The organism is Streptomyces sp. NPDC043996 (genome assembly GCF_056435225.1).
The window spans coordinates 455,732-469,229 of sequence record NZ_JBWKEY010000005.1; the positions used below are offsets into that span (position 1 = coordinate 455,732).

Annotated in this window: 9 protein-coding genes and 1 pseudogene; 5 read left to right on the top strand and 5 right to left on the bottom strand. The window is 72.9% G+C overall.

The window, feature by feature from the left end; genetic code table 11:
* Positions 1 to 8: 8 nt before the first annotated feature.
* Positions 9 to 833 (top strand): annotated as a pseudogene (locus AC07A4_RS16050) (winged helix DNA-binding domain-containing protein); the annotation flags it as partial.
* Positions 834 to 1,133: 300 nt separating this feature from the next.
* Here AC07A4_RS16050 and AC07A4_RS16055 read toward each other — a convergent pair.
* Positions 1,134 to 1,976: a helix-turn-helix transcriptional regulator gene (locus AC07A4_RS16055; RefSeq protein WP_478598941.1), complete on the bottom strand. Its 843-nt coding sequence runs from the start codon at positions 1,974 to 1,976 to the stop codon at positions 1,134 to 1,136.
* Positions 1,977 to 2,116: 140 nt separating this feature from the next.
* Here AC07A4_RS16055 and AC07A4_RS16060 point away from each other — a divergent pair, with 140 nt between their 5' ends.
* Positions 2,117 to 3,802 carry an AMP-binding protein gene (locus AC07A4_RS16060; protein WP_478598369.1) on the top strand — a complete coding sequence of 562 codons (1,686 nt, stop codon included), beginning with the start codon at positions 2,117 to 2,119 and terminating at the stop codon, positions 3,800 to 3,802.
* Positions 3,799 to 5,424 carry an AMP-binding protein gene (locus tag AC07A4_RS16065; protein ID WP_478598372.1) on the top strand — a complete coding sequence of 542 codons (1,626 nt, stop codon included), beginning with the start codon at positions 3,799 to 3,801 and terminating at the stop codon, positions 5,422 to 5,424. Before AC07A4_RS16060 ends, AC07A4_RS16065 begins: the two co-directional genes overlap by 4 nt.
* A 70-nt stretch (positions 5,425 to 5,494) precedes the next feature.
* On the opposite strand, the gene AC07A4_RS16070 is transcribed toward AC07A4_RS16065, so the two are convergent.
* A complete protein-coding gene (locus tag AC07A4_RS16070) occupies positions 5,495 to 6,280 on the bottom strand; it encodes a hypothetical protein (RefSeq protein WP_478598375.1) in 786 nt (261 codons plus the stop codon).
* A 307-nt stretch (positions 6,281 to 6,587) separates the two neighbouring features.
* On the opposite strand from AC07A4_RS16070, the gene gcl reads away from it, so the two are divergent.
* On the top strand, positions 6,588 to 8,366 hold the full coding sequence (gene gcl / locus AC07A4_RS16075; RefSeq protein ID WP_478598943.1) for a glyoxylate carboligase: 1,779 nt from the start codon (positions 6,588 to 6,590) through the stop codon (positions 8,364 to 8,366).
* Here the strand turns inward: gcl and AC07A4_RS16080 are convergent.
* Positions 8,347 to 9,687 carry an MFS transporter gene (locus AC07A4_RS16080; RefSeq protein ID WP_478598378.1) on the bottom strand — a complete coding sequence of 447 codons (1,341 nt, stop codon included), beginning with the start codon at positions 9,685 to 9,687 and terminating at the stop codon, positions 8,347 to 8,349. The genes gcl and AC07A4_RS16080 overlap by 20 nt on opposite strands.
* A 145-nt stretch (positions 9,688 to 9,832) precedes the next feature.
* Here AC07A4_RS16080 and AC07A4_RS16085 point away from each other — a divergent pair, with 145 nt between their 5' ends.
* A complete protein-coding gene (locus AC07A4_RS16085; RefSeq protein ID WP_478598381.1) occupies positions 9,833 to 10,531 on the top strand; it encodes a TetR/AcrR family transcriptional regulator in 699 nt (232 codons plus the stop codon).
* Between the two features lie 405 nt (positions 10,532 to 10,936).
* On the opposite strand, the gene AC07A4_RS16090 is transcribed toward AC07A4_RS16085, so the two are convergent.
* Together AC07A4_RS16090 and AC07A4_RS16095 are read right to left on the bottom strand one after the other, a co-directional pair.
* The gene (locus AC07A4_RS16090) at positions 10,937 to 12,403 is read right to left on the bottom strand and encodes a catalase (RefSeq protein ID WP_478598384.1); all 1,467 of its coding nucleotides are present in this window, start codon (positions 12,401 to 12,403) and stop codon (positions 10,937 to 10,939) included.
* A gap of 187 nt (positions 12,404 to 12,590) precedes the next feature.
* Positions 12,591 to 13,484 carry a 2-hydroxy-3-oxopropionate reductase gene (locus AC07A4_RS16095; RefSeq protein ID WP_478598387.1) on the bottom strand — a complete coding sequence of 298 codons (894 nt, stop codon included), beginning with the start codon at positions 13,482 to 13,484 and terminating at the stop codon, positions 12,591 to 12,593.
* Between the last annotated feature and the right edge of the window lie 14 nt (positions 13,485 to 13,498).

Genomic DNA, 13,498 nt, shown 5'->3' on the forward strand with positions numbered 1-13,498 from the left:
GCGCCCCGATGTCCGCCGAGGACGCCCTGACCCACCTCGTGGGCCTCCAGGCGCAGAACGTGAAGCCGCCGTACCACGCCCTCGCCGCCCGCCTCGACGGCTTCGACCCGCTGGACCTGTCGGCCCTGATGAGCGACCGCGCGGCGGTGCGCGCCGTCACCATGCGCTCCACCGTCCACACCCTGACCGCCGCCGACGTGCTCACGCTGCGGCCGCTCACCCAGGCGGCCATCGACCGCGAGCTGCGGGCGTTCCGCAAGGGCCTGGACGGCGTCGACCTGGACCGGCTCGCCGCGCTCGCCCGCGACTTCGTCGAGGACGAGCCCCGCACCCCCGCCCAGATCCGCGCCGAGCTGCTGCGGCACTGGCCCGACGCCGACCCGCAGTCCCTCGGCATCGCCGCCCGCTGCCTCCTCCCGCTGATCCAGGTCACCCCGCGCGGCCTGTGGCGGCGCGGCGGGCAGGTCGCGCTCACCACCGCCGAGCACTGGCTCGGCCGCCCGCTCGACCCGGCGCCCTCAGCCGACGGCCTCGTCCCGCGCTACCTCGCCGCCTTCGGGCCCGCCTCCGTCAAGGACATGCAGGCCTGGGCGGGCCTGACCCACCTGCGGGACTCCTTCGAACGCCTGCGGCCCCAGCTGCGCGTCTTCCGCGACGAGCGCGGCACGGAGCTGTTCGACCTGCCCGACGCGCCCCGCCCCGACCCGGACACCCCGGCGCCCCCGAGGTTCCTGCCCGAGTTCGACAACCTGCTGCTCTCGCACGCCGACCGCACCCGCGTCCTGCCCGCCGCCTTCAAGGGCCGCACCTGGAAGTCCAACCAGTCCTTCAGCGTGCTCCTCGTCGACGGGTTCGTCGCGGGGGTTTGGCGCTTGGACGAGGCCAAGGGTGGGGCCAAGGACGAGGCCAAGGACCGGGCCGGGCCTCCGCCTTCGTCACCGTCGAGCTGTTCGAGGACCTGGCGAAGGCCCGGCGCGCGCAGGTCGAGGAGGAGGCCGTGCGCACACTGGGCGTCCTGGCCCCGGCCGCGGGTTCGTACGACGTACGGTTCGGGCCCGTCATCGACGCCTAGGGCGGGGCCCGGCGGGCCGCGCGAAGCCGGGGCCGACCCGCCGCTACGACAGCCCCCGTCCCTACGGCAACACCCCCGCCCGCCGGGCCGCCACCACCGCCTCCCCCCGCGTATGCACCCCCAGCTTCCGCATCGCCGAGCGCAGATACCCCTTCACGGTCTCCGGCCTGACGCCGAGGCGCTCCGCCGCGGTGGCGTTGGTGGTGCCGAGGGCGACGCAGGTCAGCACGTCCACCTCGCGCGGCGCCAGCGAGACGCCGGGCACCGGCGGCGCCGACGTCAGGGTCGCGCACACGCCGAGCAGCTCGCGGCGCAGCACCGGGTCGGCGGTCCTCGCGGCAAGAGCCCGCAGGGCCCCGTGGGCCTCGCGCACCCGCTCCCAGGCGCCCGCGTCGGGCTCCTGGGCCATGTCCCGCGCCGACGCGAGCAGCGCGTCGGCCTCGTCGCGGACGACCAGGGCCTGCTCGACGTCGCGCGCGGCGGCGACGGCCGCGGCGACGGCGCGGTCGCCAAGGGGCAGCGGGGTGCGCAGCGCCCCGTACAGCAGGCCGCGCACCCGGCGGCGGACCACGAGCGGCACCACGAGCACGGAGCGCAGGCCCTCCGCCCGCACGGCGGCGTCGTACTCGTGGCTGATGTGCCGCGAGGAGCTGTAGTCGGTGACGGCGCACGGCCGGGCCAGGGCGAGGGCCTTGCCGCCGAGGCCGTGCCCCGAGGAGATGGCGAGCCCGCTGAGCACCCCCGTGCCGGTGCCGCTGAGCTCGCCGATGCGGATGCCGGGGGCGGCGCCCGGCGCCACCGCCTCGGTGAGGCCGCCGAAGGCCACTGGAAGGCCCGTCGCGCGCCGCAGCCGCAGCAGCGCGGCCCGCACGTCCCCCGTCTCACCCGCGCTCGCAGCTGTCACGCGCCCGCCCCTTCACCGCACAGCACCCCCGTTCGGGGGTGGTGAGACCCACATCACGAACTCCACGATGGTACGGATGCCGGGGCGGCTGAGGAACAGCCGAGCGGCGGCCGGGCGACGGCGGAAGACGAGGGATGTACATGACGGTGACCAGGTCGGGCAGCGGCACGGAGCGGTTCCGGGCCGCGCGGGACTTTCTGCTGCGCCACCGCGAGGACTACGCGGCCGCCTACGAAGGGTTCGCGTGGCCGCGCCCGGAGCGGTTCAACTGGGCCCTCGACTGGTTCGACGCCATCGCCGACGGCAACGACCGCACGGCGCTGCACATCGTCGAGGAGGACGGCTCCGAGGTCCGGCTGTCCTTCGCGGAGCTCGCCGGGCGTTCGGCGCGCACTGCCAACTGGCTGCGGGGCCTCGGGGTCGCCGCCGGGGACCGCGTGGTCGTCATGCTCGGCAACCAGGCCGAGTTGTGGGAGGTCGCGCTCGCCGCGATGAAGCTGCGCGCCGTGGTCATCCCGGCGACGCCGCTGCTCGGCGCGGCCGACCTGCGCGACCGGATCGAGCGCGGGCGGGCCCGGCACGTGGTGGTGCGCGCCGAGGACACCGCCAAGTTCGCGGACGTACCGGGGGAGTACACCCGGATCGTGGTCGGCGGCGCCGCGCCCGGCTGGGTGGCGTACGAGGAAGCACAGGCCGCGTCCGCCGACTTCGTGCCCGACGGCGTCACCCGCGCCGACGACCCGCTGATGCTGTACTTCACCTCCGGCACCACCGCCCGGCCCAAGCTCGTCGAGCACACCCATGTGTCGTATCCCGTGGGGCACTTGGCGACGATGTACTGGATCGGCCTGCAACCCGGCGACGTGCATCTGAACATCTCCTCGCCCGGCTGGGCCAAGCACGCCTGGTCGAACCTGTTCGCGCCGTGGAACGCGGAGGCGACCGTGTTCATCCACAACTACACGCGCTTCGACGCCGCTCGCCTGATGCGCGAGATGGACCGCGCCGGGGTCACCAGCTTCTGCGCCCCGCCCACGGTGTGGCGCATGCTCATCCAGGCCGACCTGACGCAGCTCGCGACCCCGCCGCGCGAGGTGGTGGCGGCGGGGGAGCCGCTGAACCCGGAGGTCATCGAGCAGGTGCGGCGCGACTGGGGCGTGACGATCCGCGACGGCTTCGGCCAGACGGAGACGGCCGTGCAGGTCGCCAACACCCCCGGCCAGCCCCTGAAGCCGGGCTCCATGGGCCGCCCCACGCCCGGCTTCGCGGTCACCCTGCTCGACCCGGTCACGGGCGAGCCCGGCGCGCCCGAGGGCGAGATCGCGCTCGACCTGTCCGCCGCCCCCGTCGGCCTGATGACGGGCTACCACGGCGACCCCGAGCGCACCGCCGAGGTGATGGCGGGCGGCTACTACCGCACGGGTGACATCGGCGCGCGCGACGACGAGGGCTACCTCACCTACGTCGGCCGCTCCGACGACGTGTTCAAGGCCTCCGACTACAAGATCTCGCCCTTCGAGCTGGAGAGCGCGCTGCTCGAACACGAGGCGGTCGCGGAGGCCGCGGTCGTGCCCGCGCCCGACCCGGTGCGCCTGGCCGTGCCCAAGGCGTATGTGGTGCTCGCGGCGGGGTACGAGCCGGGGCCGGGCACCGCCAAGCTGCTCTTCGAGCACGCGCGGGCCGTCCTCGCGCCCTATAAGCGGGTGCGCCGCCTGGAGTTCGGGGCGCTGCCCAAGACGGTGTCGGGGAAGATCCGCCGCATCGAGCTGCGCGAGGCGACGGCCAAGGGCTCCGACGCCGAGTACCGCGAGGAGGACTTCCGGTGACCGCGCGCACGGAGCCCGGAGCGGCACTGTCGTACGCGCACGGCACCAGCACCACGCCGCTGCTCGGCGACACCATCGGGCAGAACCTGGACCGGGCCGTCGCCGCCTGGCCCGACCGGGAGGCGCTCGTCGACGTCACCGCGGGCGTCCGCTGGACGTACGCGGAGTTCGGCGCCGCCGTCGAGCGGGTGGCGCGCGGTCTGATGGGCGCGGGCGTCGGCAAGGGCGACCGGGTCGGCATCTGGGCGGTGAACTGCGCGGAGTGGGTGCTCGTGCAGTACGCCACCGCGCGCGTCGGCGCCATCATGGTGAACATCAACCCGGCCTACCGCTCGCACGAGCTGGCGTACGTCCTGAAGCAGGCGGGCATCTGTCTGCTGGTCGCCTCGCGGGCGCACAAGACCAGCGACTACCGCGCGATGGTCGACGAGGTCCGCGGCGACTGCCCCGGCCTCAGGCAGGTGCACTACATCGGCCACGGCTCCTGGGACGCGCTCCTGGACGCGGGCCGGGCGGTCACACCCGAGGAACTCGCCGCCCGCGAGGCCGGGCTGAGCTGCGACGACCCGGTGAACATCCAGTACACCTCGGGCACGACGGGCTTCCCCAAGGGCGCCACGCTCTCCCACCACAACATCCTCAACAACGGGTACTGGGTGGGCCGCACCATCGGCTACACCGAACAGGACCGCGTCTGCCTGCCCGTGCCCTTCTACCACTGCTTCGGCATGGTGATGGGCAACCTCGGCGCCACCTCGCACGGCGCGTGCGTCGTCATCCCGGCGCCGTCCTTCGACCCGGTCGCCACGCTGCACGCGGTCGAGCGGGAGCGGTGCACCTCGCTGTACGGCGTGCCGACGATGTTCATCGCGCAGCTCAACCTCGCCGACTTCGCCCGTTACGACCTGTCGTCGCTCAGGACCGGCATCATGGCCGGATCGCCGTGCCCCGTCGAGGTCATGAAGCGGGTGGTCGCGGAGATGCACATGGAGCAGGTCTCCATCTGCTACGGCATGACCGAGACGTCCCCGGTGTCCACGCAGACGCGCATGGCCGACGACCTGGAGCGCCGCACCGCCACCGTGGGGCGGGTGCTCCCGCACGTCGAGGTGAAGGTCGTCGACCCGGCGACGGGCGTGACGCTCCCGCGCGGCACCTCCGGCGAGCTGTGCACCCGCGGCTACAGCGTCATGCTCGGCTACTGGCAGGACCCCGAGCGGACCGCCGACGTCATCGACTCCGGGCGCTGGATGCACACCGGGGACCTCGCGGTCATGCGCGATGACGGGTACGTCCAGATCGTCGGCCGCATCAAGGACATGATCATCCGGGGTGGCGAGAACGTCTACCCGCGCGAGATCGAGGAGTTCCTGTACGCCCACCCGAAGATCGCCGACGTCCAGGTGATCGGGGTGCCGGACGAGCGGTACGGGGAGGTCCCGCTGGCCTGCGTGATCCTCCGCGAGGACGCGGAGGCGCTGAGCCTGGAGGAACTCAGGACCTTCTGCGAGGGCCGCCTGGCCCACTACAAGATCCCCGCGCATCTGCGGCTCCTGGACGCCTTCCCCATGACGGTGTCGGGGAAGGTCCGCAAGGTGGAACTGAGGGAGCGCTACAGCTAGCGGCCTGAGCGAAGCACGACGGCGACGATTCAAGCCCGTCCGGCGTTTGAGGACGAGCCCGAAGGGCGATTCAGCCCGCACCCCCGGAGGGCCCCCGCGCCGCGAGCTCCGCCGCCACCCCGTTGAGCGCCGCTGGGCACCCCGTGAGCGCGATGCGGAACAGCGGCACCCCCAGCTCATCGGCCCGCCCCCGGGCGGCGGGGGTGAAGTCGCACAGCGCGAAGCACACGCAGGCGGCCTCGTGGCTGAGGGCGGTGAGCCAGGCGCACTCCACGTCCCGCAGCGACACGGGCCGCACCGACGGCTCCACATGGGCGAGGACGCCGCGCGCCGCGAGCCGCGCCCCCGACGGCGGGCGCCCGTCGCGCCCGGTCTCGGCGTCGCGCACGTCCGCGTAGCCGAGCCAGCGCAGATAGAGCGCGGCGGTGGTCACCGCGTCCCGGGCGCTGCGGACCGGCACGGGCCGGAACGCGGGCCGGGGCGCGGGCGCCGTGCGCGGCGGCGGGACCGGGGCCGGGGCGGGGCCGGGCCCCGGCGCCTGCCGCGGTTCGGGGAGCGGTTCGGGGAGCGGCTCCGCCGCCAGGACCGGCCGCTCCGAGACGACGGGGATGCGCAGGACGGCCCCGCAGGCGCAGCCCAGCTCGGGCTGCGGCCAGTCCGCGGCGCGGCCGCAGGCCCCGCAGCGCACGGTCACCCAGTCGTCCGCCCACGTCCGCTGGGTGACGGGGGTGACGGCGGCGCCGTGCGCGACGGGCGGTACGACGGGCGCGCCGCAGGCGCAGGGGAACGCGGGCGGCGCGTAGGCCTGCTCGTGGCGGCACACCGGGCACCGCACCGGGACCCCGTCCGCTGCCATCGCTCTCACCGCCCCCTGGTCCGTCCGGCACCCCAGGCCGCACAGGTCTGGGCCCATGGTCGTACGGAAAGCGACGACGCCGATACACGATTTTGAGCTTCTGGCCGTTCTGTTCGAACTCCCTTGACGGGCCTGGCGCCACCCTCCTACATTGCTTCCATATAGCAGAACATAGTTTCCACAATGTGGAAGTTGCTTGTTCGAGGCCGCAAGGCGAGACCACCGCAGGACCGGATGCACAGCTCACCGCGGGGCGCGACGGGAGCGGTGCGTCCGCCAGCCGAAGCAGGAGAACTCCATGGCTCGTATGACCGCTGCCCGCGCGGCAGTCGAGATCCTCAAGCGCGAGGGCGTCACCGCCGCGTTCGGGGTGCCGGGTGCCGCGATCAACCCCTTCTACAAGGCGCTGCAGGAGGGCGGCGGCATCGACCACACGCTCGCCCGCCACGTCGAGGGCGCCTCACACATGGCCGAGGGCTACACGCGCGCGGCCGCGGGCAACATCGGCGTGTGCGTCGGCACCTCGGGCCCGGCGGGCACCGACATGATCACCGGGCTCTACTCGGCCATCGGCGACTCGATCCCGATCCTGTGCGTCACGGGACAGGCGCCCACGCACGTGATCCACAAAGAGGACTTCCAGGCCGTCGACATCGCCTCGATCGCGGGGCCCGTGACGAAGATGGCCGTCACCGTCCTGGAGGCCGCCCAGGTCCCCGGCGTCTTCCAGCAGGCGTTCCACCTGATGCGCTCGGGCCGCCCCGGACCTTGCCTCATCGACCTGCCCATCGACGTCCAGCTCACCGAGATCGAGTTCGACCCTGAGACGTACGAGCCGCTGCCGGTCTACAAGCCCGTCGCGACCCGCGCCCAGATCGAAAAGGCCATCGGCTTCCTGCTTGCCTCCGAGCGCCCGCTGATCGTCGCGGGCGGCGGCGTCATCAACGCCGACGCCGCCGAACTCCTCGTGGAGTTCGCCGAACTGACGGGCACTCCGGTCGTCCCCACCCTGATGGGCTGGGGCGTCATCCCCGACGACCACGAGCTGAACGCGGGCATGGTCGGCCTGCAGACCTCCCACCGCTACGGCAACGCCACGTTCCTGGAGTCCGACTTCGTCCTCGGCATCGGCAACCGCTGGGCCAACCGCCACACCGGCTACAAGCTGGACGTGTACCGCGAGGGCCGCACGTTCGTGCACGTCGACATCGAGCCCACCCAGATCGGCAAGATCTTCGCCCCGGACTACGGCATCGCCTCCGACGCCAAGGCCGCCCTCGCGCTCTTCGTGGAGGTCGCGCGCGAGCTGAGGGCCGCGGGGAAGCTGCCCGACCGCACCGCGTGGATCGCCGCCGGACAGGAGCGCAAGGCCACGCTCCTGCGGCGCACGCACTTCGACGACATCCCGATGAAACCCCAGCGCGTGTACGAGGAGATGAACAAGGCCTTCGGCCCCGAGACGCGGTACGTGTCCACGATCGGCCTCTCGCAGATCGCGGGCGCCCAGATGCTGCACGTCTACAAGCCCCGGCACTGGATCAACTGCGGCCAGGCGGGCCCGCTCGGCTGGACCATCCCCGCCGCGCTCGGCCTCGCCAAGGCCGACCCCGAGGGCCAGGTCGTGGCGCTCTCCGGGGACTACGACTTCCAGTTCCTCATCGAGGAGCTTGCCGTCGGCGCCCAGCACCGCATCCCGTACGTCCACGTCCTGGTGAACAACTCCTACCTCGGCCTGATCCGCCAGGCCCAGGCGGGCCTGGACATCAACTTCCAGGTCAACCTGGAGTTCGAGAACGTCAACTCCCCGGAGCTCGGCGTCTACGGCGTCGACCACGTCAAGGTCGCCGAGGGCCTCGGCTGCAAGGCGATCCGCGTGACCGACCCGAACGAACTCGGGGCCGCCTTCGAGCAGGCCAAGAAGCTGGCCCAGGAGTACCGCGTGCCGGTCGTCGTCGAGGCGATCCTGGAGCGCATCACGAACATCGCGATGAGCCGCACGGCCGACATCAGCGACGTCACCGAGTTCGAGGAGATCGCCACGGAACCGTGGCACGCCCCGAGCGCGATCAAGACGCTGAAGGTCTGACGTCCGAGTCCGCGTCCGCCCGCGCCGTGGCGGAGGCGCCCGCACCGGAGTCCGGCTCCGGAGCGGGCGCCTTTGCGTGCGGGACGGCGAGCCGCGCGTGCCGCAGCGACGGGAACGCCGCCGCCACCGCGAGGGTCGCGCCCACGCAGACCAGGCCCCCGATCGTCACCGCGGCGGCGGCGCCGGTCAGTTCGGCGAGCAGGCCGACGGCCGCGTTGCCGAGGGCGGGCGACACGGTCGCCTGCGCCATCCACAGGCTGCTGACGCGGCCGCGCAGTTCGTCCGGCGTGGTGTGCTGGAGCAGCGCCGAGCGCAGCGTCTCGGAGACCAGGTCGCCGAGTCCGGCGAGCGCGAGCAGGACCAGGGCCAGCGGCAGCCAGGAGCTGAGGCCGACGCCGGTGAGCGCGGCCCCCCACAGGAGCACCGCGCCGACCAGCGCGTGCCCGCCCGCGCGGGCCGTCCAGCCGCTGGTCGCCGCGCCGACGAGGGCGCCGAAGGCGGGCGCCGCGTACAGCAGGCCGACCGCGGTCGCCCCGCCGCCGAACCGCTCGTCCGCCAGGGCCGGGTAGAGGGCCTGCGGCATCGTGAACACCATCGCCGCCGCGTCCACGAGCAGCAGGCCGAGCACCACGCGGTGGCGCCGCACGAAGCGCAGGCCGTCGGCGAGGGAGCCGAACGCCCTTCGTACGCCCTTGCCGGGCGCGGGAGCCGACGTCACCGGCAGCGGTCGTACGAAGAACAGCGCCGCCGTGAACACCAGGAACCCGGCGGCGTCCACCGCGTAGCACGCGGCGAGCCCGGGCCCGGCGATGAGCGCGCCGCCCGCCGCGGGCCCGACGAGGGCGGCCAGTTGGGTGGAGCCGGCGAGCAGGGCGCCCGCGGCGGCGAGCCGCTCGGGGCCCGCGAGCGCCGGGATCGCGGCCAGCATGGCGGGCCCGCCGAGCCCGGCGAGGAGCCCGGTCGCGGCGGTGGCCGCGTAGATCACCCAGAGCCGGGGCTCGGCGGCGAGGGCGTTGACGGCGAGCGCGGCGGCCACGAGGACCAGGGGCAGGCGCGTGGCGATCATCAGCGTCCTGCGGTCCATCCGGTCGGCGAGGACCCCGCCGACGAGGACGCCGGCGACCAGCGGAAGCGCCCGCGCCAGGCTCACCAGGCCGATGTGCAGCGACGACCCCGTCAGCTCGTACACCTGCACCGCGACGGCCACCGAGGTCATCAGGGTGCCGATCAGGGCCCCCAGGAAACCGGCGTGGAGCAGCCGGAAGTCGCGGCTTTCGCGCAGCGGCCGGAGGTCCATGGCAAGGCCCGGGAGACGGGGCATCGAGACTCCAAGCAAGGTGAGGCAAGCCTTAGTCGGACTCACCTTGGAGTGCGCGCCGCTTAAAGTCAACACGTGTGAACTTCAGCGCCCGGCCCGCGCCGCCCCGCGCCGCCAGTGGTCCGGGCGCCTCCGCTAGCCTCTGGGGATGACCGGCACGACACGGCGCAGGCCCACCCACCGCAAGGGTCGGGCCACTCTGACCCGCGAAGGCGTGGGGGAGGCCGCGCTCGCCTACCTCGGGAAGCACGGCGCCGAGGCCCTCACCATGCGCGCCCTCGCCGCCGAACTCGGCGTGTCCGCGCGGGCGTTGTACCACTACGTGACCGACCGGCGGGACCTGGTGACGGTCGCCGCCGAGATCTTCCAGGCCACCTGGCGGCCGCCGCGTCTCGACGCGGGCCCCGAGTCCTGGCGGCGGAGCCTGCGCGCCTTCTGCGACGACCTGCGGGCCCACTACCGTCGCCATCCGGGCATGACCACCCTCGCCCTGCGCGAGAACATCACCCTGGCCCATCACCCCGCGATGCTCCGCAACGTGGACGCCCTTATCGGCTTCTACGCGGCGGTCGGGCTCGCCCCCGCGGATGCCTACCGGGCCTGCATGGAGACCATCCGGCTCGTCGTCGGCTTCGTGGAGTTCGAGGACGCGGTACGGGACCATCCGCCCGCCCATCTCGACCCGGCCGACCTGACGGCCCATCCGCCGCCGTGGCTCCAGGCGACGGACGCCGACGCGCTGCCGCACCTGGCGGGGGTCGCGGCGCTCGCACCCGACGACGCGGACGCGCGGTTCGCGTTCTCCGTGGCGGTACTCACCGAAGGCCTCGCGGCCAGGCGTGCGTAGCCCTCGGCGCTCCGCGCCGTGTCCTCAATCGCCGGACGGGCTATCTCCCACCCGCCCACCCTTACATCCCCAGCTGCCCCCACACCCTCCGACCTAGCGGCTCGCGCGTGGGTGGGTGGGAAGACAGCCGCGCAAGCGCGAAGATTCAGCCCGTCCGGCGTTTGAGGACAAGCGCGCCAGCGCGGGTATTTCCACCCACCCAGCCGAGAGCCGCTAGGTCGGGGGGTGCGGGGGCAGCCGCAGGTGTAAGGGTGGGCGGGTGGGAGGAAAAAGGGACCGGGACCGCGGCGCGCCGGCGGCCGTTGCCACCGCACTGGCCCGCCGCAGGCGCACCGCGGTCCCGGATTCGCGCCGGGGACCGACCTCCCGTCAAGTCCCCGGCGCAGTCTGTGAGGTGAGGGAGCCTCAGTCGCCGCGCAGCGCGCGCACGGCGTCCTCCACCCGCTTGCCGTAGTCGGCGTCGGCGGCGTGGAAGTGGGCGAGGTTCTTCTCGATGACGTCGTCGCGGGACACCTGGGAGAGCCCGCCCGCGATGTTCGCGACGAGGCGGTCGCGCTCCTCCGGCGACATCAGCCGGTACAGCTCACCGGCCTGGAAGAAGTCGTCGTCCTTGGTGTGGGCGGGCGCCGCGTGCGTACCGGTGTGGCCCGAGACGGCCAGCGGCGCGGACAGCGCGCCGCCGGTCTCGGCGGGCCCGTCGTAGGAGTTGGGCTCGTAGTTCTTGCGGTCGCGGCCGTAGGCGTTGGTGGCCATGAGCCCGTCGCGGCCGTAGTTGTCCGCCACGCCGCCGGGCAGGGCCTTCGGCGCGTTCACCGCGAGCTGGGTGTGGTTGACGCCCAGGCGGTAGCGGTGCGCGTCCGCGTACGCGAACAGGCGGCCCTGGAGCATCTTGTCGGGCGAGGGGCCGATGCCCGGAACGAAGTTGTTCGGGGAGAAGGCCGCCTGCTCCACCTCGGCGAAGACGTTGTCCGGGTTGCGGTCGAGGACGAGGCGCCCCACGCGCTGGAGCGGGTAGTCCCGGTGCGGCCACACCTTGGTGAGGTCGAACGGGTTGAAGCGGTAGTCGGCCGCGTCCGCCGCGGGCATGAGCTGCACGTGCACGGTCCAGGACGGGTTCACACCGCGCTCGATGGCCTGGAGCAGGTCCGTCTGGTGCGTGTTGGGGTCCTGGCCCGCGAGCTCCGCGGCCTGCTCGCTGGACAGGCTGCGCACGCCCTGGTTCGTCTTGAAGTGGTACTTGACGAAGAAGGCCTCGCCCTGGGCGTTGGTCCACTGGTAGGTGTGCGAGCCGTAGCCGTTCATGTGGCGGTACGAGGCGGGGATGCCGCGGTCGCCCATCAGCCACGTCACCTGGTGCGTGGCCTCGGGGGCGTGCGCCCAGAAGTCCCAGACGTTGTCGGGCTCCTGCTTGCCGGTGAACGGGTCGCGCTTCTGCGAGTGGATGAAGTCCGGGAACTTCAGCGGGTCCTTGATGAAGAAGACCGGGGTGTTGTTGCCGACGAGGTCGTAATTGCCCTCAGCCGTATAGAACTTCACCGCGAAGCCGCGCGGGTCGCGCACCGCGTCCGCGCCGCCGAGGCTGTCGGCCACGGTCGAGAAGCGCAGGAACACGTCGGTGCGCTTGCCGACCTCGGAGAGGAAGTCGGCGTGCGTGAACCCGGTGACGTCGTCGGTCACCTCGAAGTAGCCGTACGCGCCCGAGCCGCGGGCGTGCACCACGCGCTCCGGGATGCGCTCGCGGTTGAAGCGGGCGAGCTTCTCCAGGAGGTGCTGGTCCTGGAGGAGGAGCGGGCCGCCTACGCCTGCGGTGGCGGAATTCTGGTTGTCGGCGACGGGGGCGCCGGACTCGGTCGTGAGCACGCGCTTCGGCATGGTGGTAGGTCGGCCTTCCGTGCAGAACTGCGGGGACTGCGTGAGGTGACGCGAGCGTAAGGACGCCCGATCGACCACGTCAACAGTTTGTTGAAACTGATCAGAGGGGGTGGGGTTCCGGGCCGCGGCGGCGCCTGGGCGCGACAGGACAGGTGTCAGCGCCGCCGCGGCCCGGAAGTCTTCGGTGCTAGGCGACCTGGTCGCCGGAGAGGCGCTCGACGGAGCGAAGGAGCGCGGAGTGGTCGAGGCCGCCGTCGCCCTGCGCGCGCAGGCTGGCGACGAGCTGGGCCACCACGGCGCCGACGGGCAGGGCCGCGCCGACGGTGCGGGCGGCGTCGGTGACGATGCCCATGTCCTTGTGGTGCAGGTCGATGCGGAAGCCGGGCTTGAAGTCCCGGTTCAGGAAGTTGTCCTTCTTGCGGGTCAGGACGGTCGACCCGGCGAGCCCGCCGTTCAGGACGTCGAGCGCGGCCTTCAGGTCCACGCCGGACTTCTCCAGGAACACCACGGCCTCGGCGCAGGCCTGGATGTTGACCGCGACGATGAGCTGGTTGGCGGCCTTCACCGTCTGCCCCGAGCCGTGCGGGCCGCACAGCACGATGGTCTTGCCGAGCGCTTCGAGGAGCGGCCTGGCCGCGTCGAAGTCGGCCTGCGCGCCGCCGACCATGATGGACAGGACGGCCTCGATGGCGCCCGCCTCGCCGCCGGAGACCGGGGCGTCCAGGACTCGCAGGCCCTTGGCGCCCGCGGCCTTGGCCAGGTCGATGGAGGTCTGCGGGGTGATCGACGACATGTCGATGAGCAGCGCGCCGGACCTCGCGTTCTCGATGATGCCTTCGGGGCCGTACGCGATGGCCTCCACCTGCGGCGACGCGGGCACCATCGTGACGATGACGTCGGCGTCGCGCACGGCCTCGGCGATCGACGCGGCCGCGGTGCCGCCCGCGGCGGCCAGGCGGTCCAGCTTGTCCTGCTCCAGGGTGTAACCGGTGACGGCGTAACCGGCCTTGATCAGGTTCTCGGACATGGGCGAGCCCATGATGCCGAGGCCTATCCAGGCGACCTTGGGGAGCGTGCTCATGGGGAACCTCTCTG

Excerpts from the sequence above, each read along its gene's own strand:
- AC07A4_RS16060 (WP_478598369.1), top strand. The coding sequence starts at position 2,117 with ATGACGGTGACCAGGTCGGGCAGCGGCACGGAGCGGTTCCGGGCCGCG.
- AC07A4_RS16070 (WP_478598375.1), bottom strand. The coding sequence starts at position 6,280 with ATGGCAGCGGACGGGGTCCCGGTGCGGTGCCCGGTGTGCCGCCACGAG.
- gcl (WP_478598943.1), top strand. The coding sequence starts at position 6,588 with ATGACCGCTGCCCGCGCGGCAGTCGAGATCCTCAAGCGCGAGGGCGTC.
- AC07A4_RS16080 (WP_478598378.1), bottom strand. The coding sequence starts at position 9,687 with ATGCCCCGTCTCCCGGGCCTTGCCATGGACCTCCGGCCGCTGCGCGAA.
- AC07A4_RS16085 (WP_478598381.1), top strand. The coding sequence starts at position 9,833 with ATGACCGGCACGACACGGCGCAGGCCCACCCACCGCAAGGGTCGGGCC.
- AC07A4_RS16090 (WP_478598384.1), bottom strand. The coding sequence starts at position 12,403 with ATGCCGAAGCGCGTGCTCACGACCGAGTCCGGCGCCCCCGTCGCCGAC.
- AC07A4_RS16095 (WP_478598387.1), bottom strand. The coding sequence starts at position 13,484 with ATGAGCACGCTCCCCAAGGTCGCCTGGATAGGCCTCGGCATCATGGGC.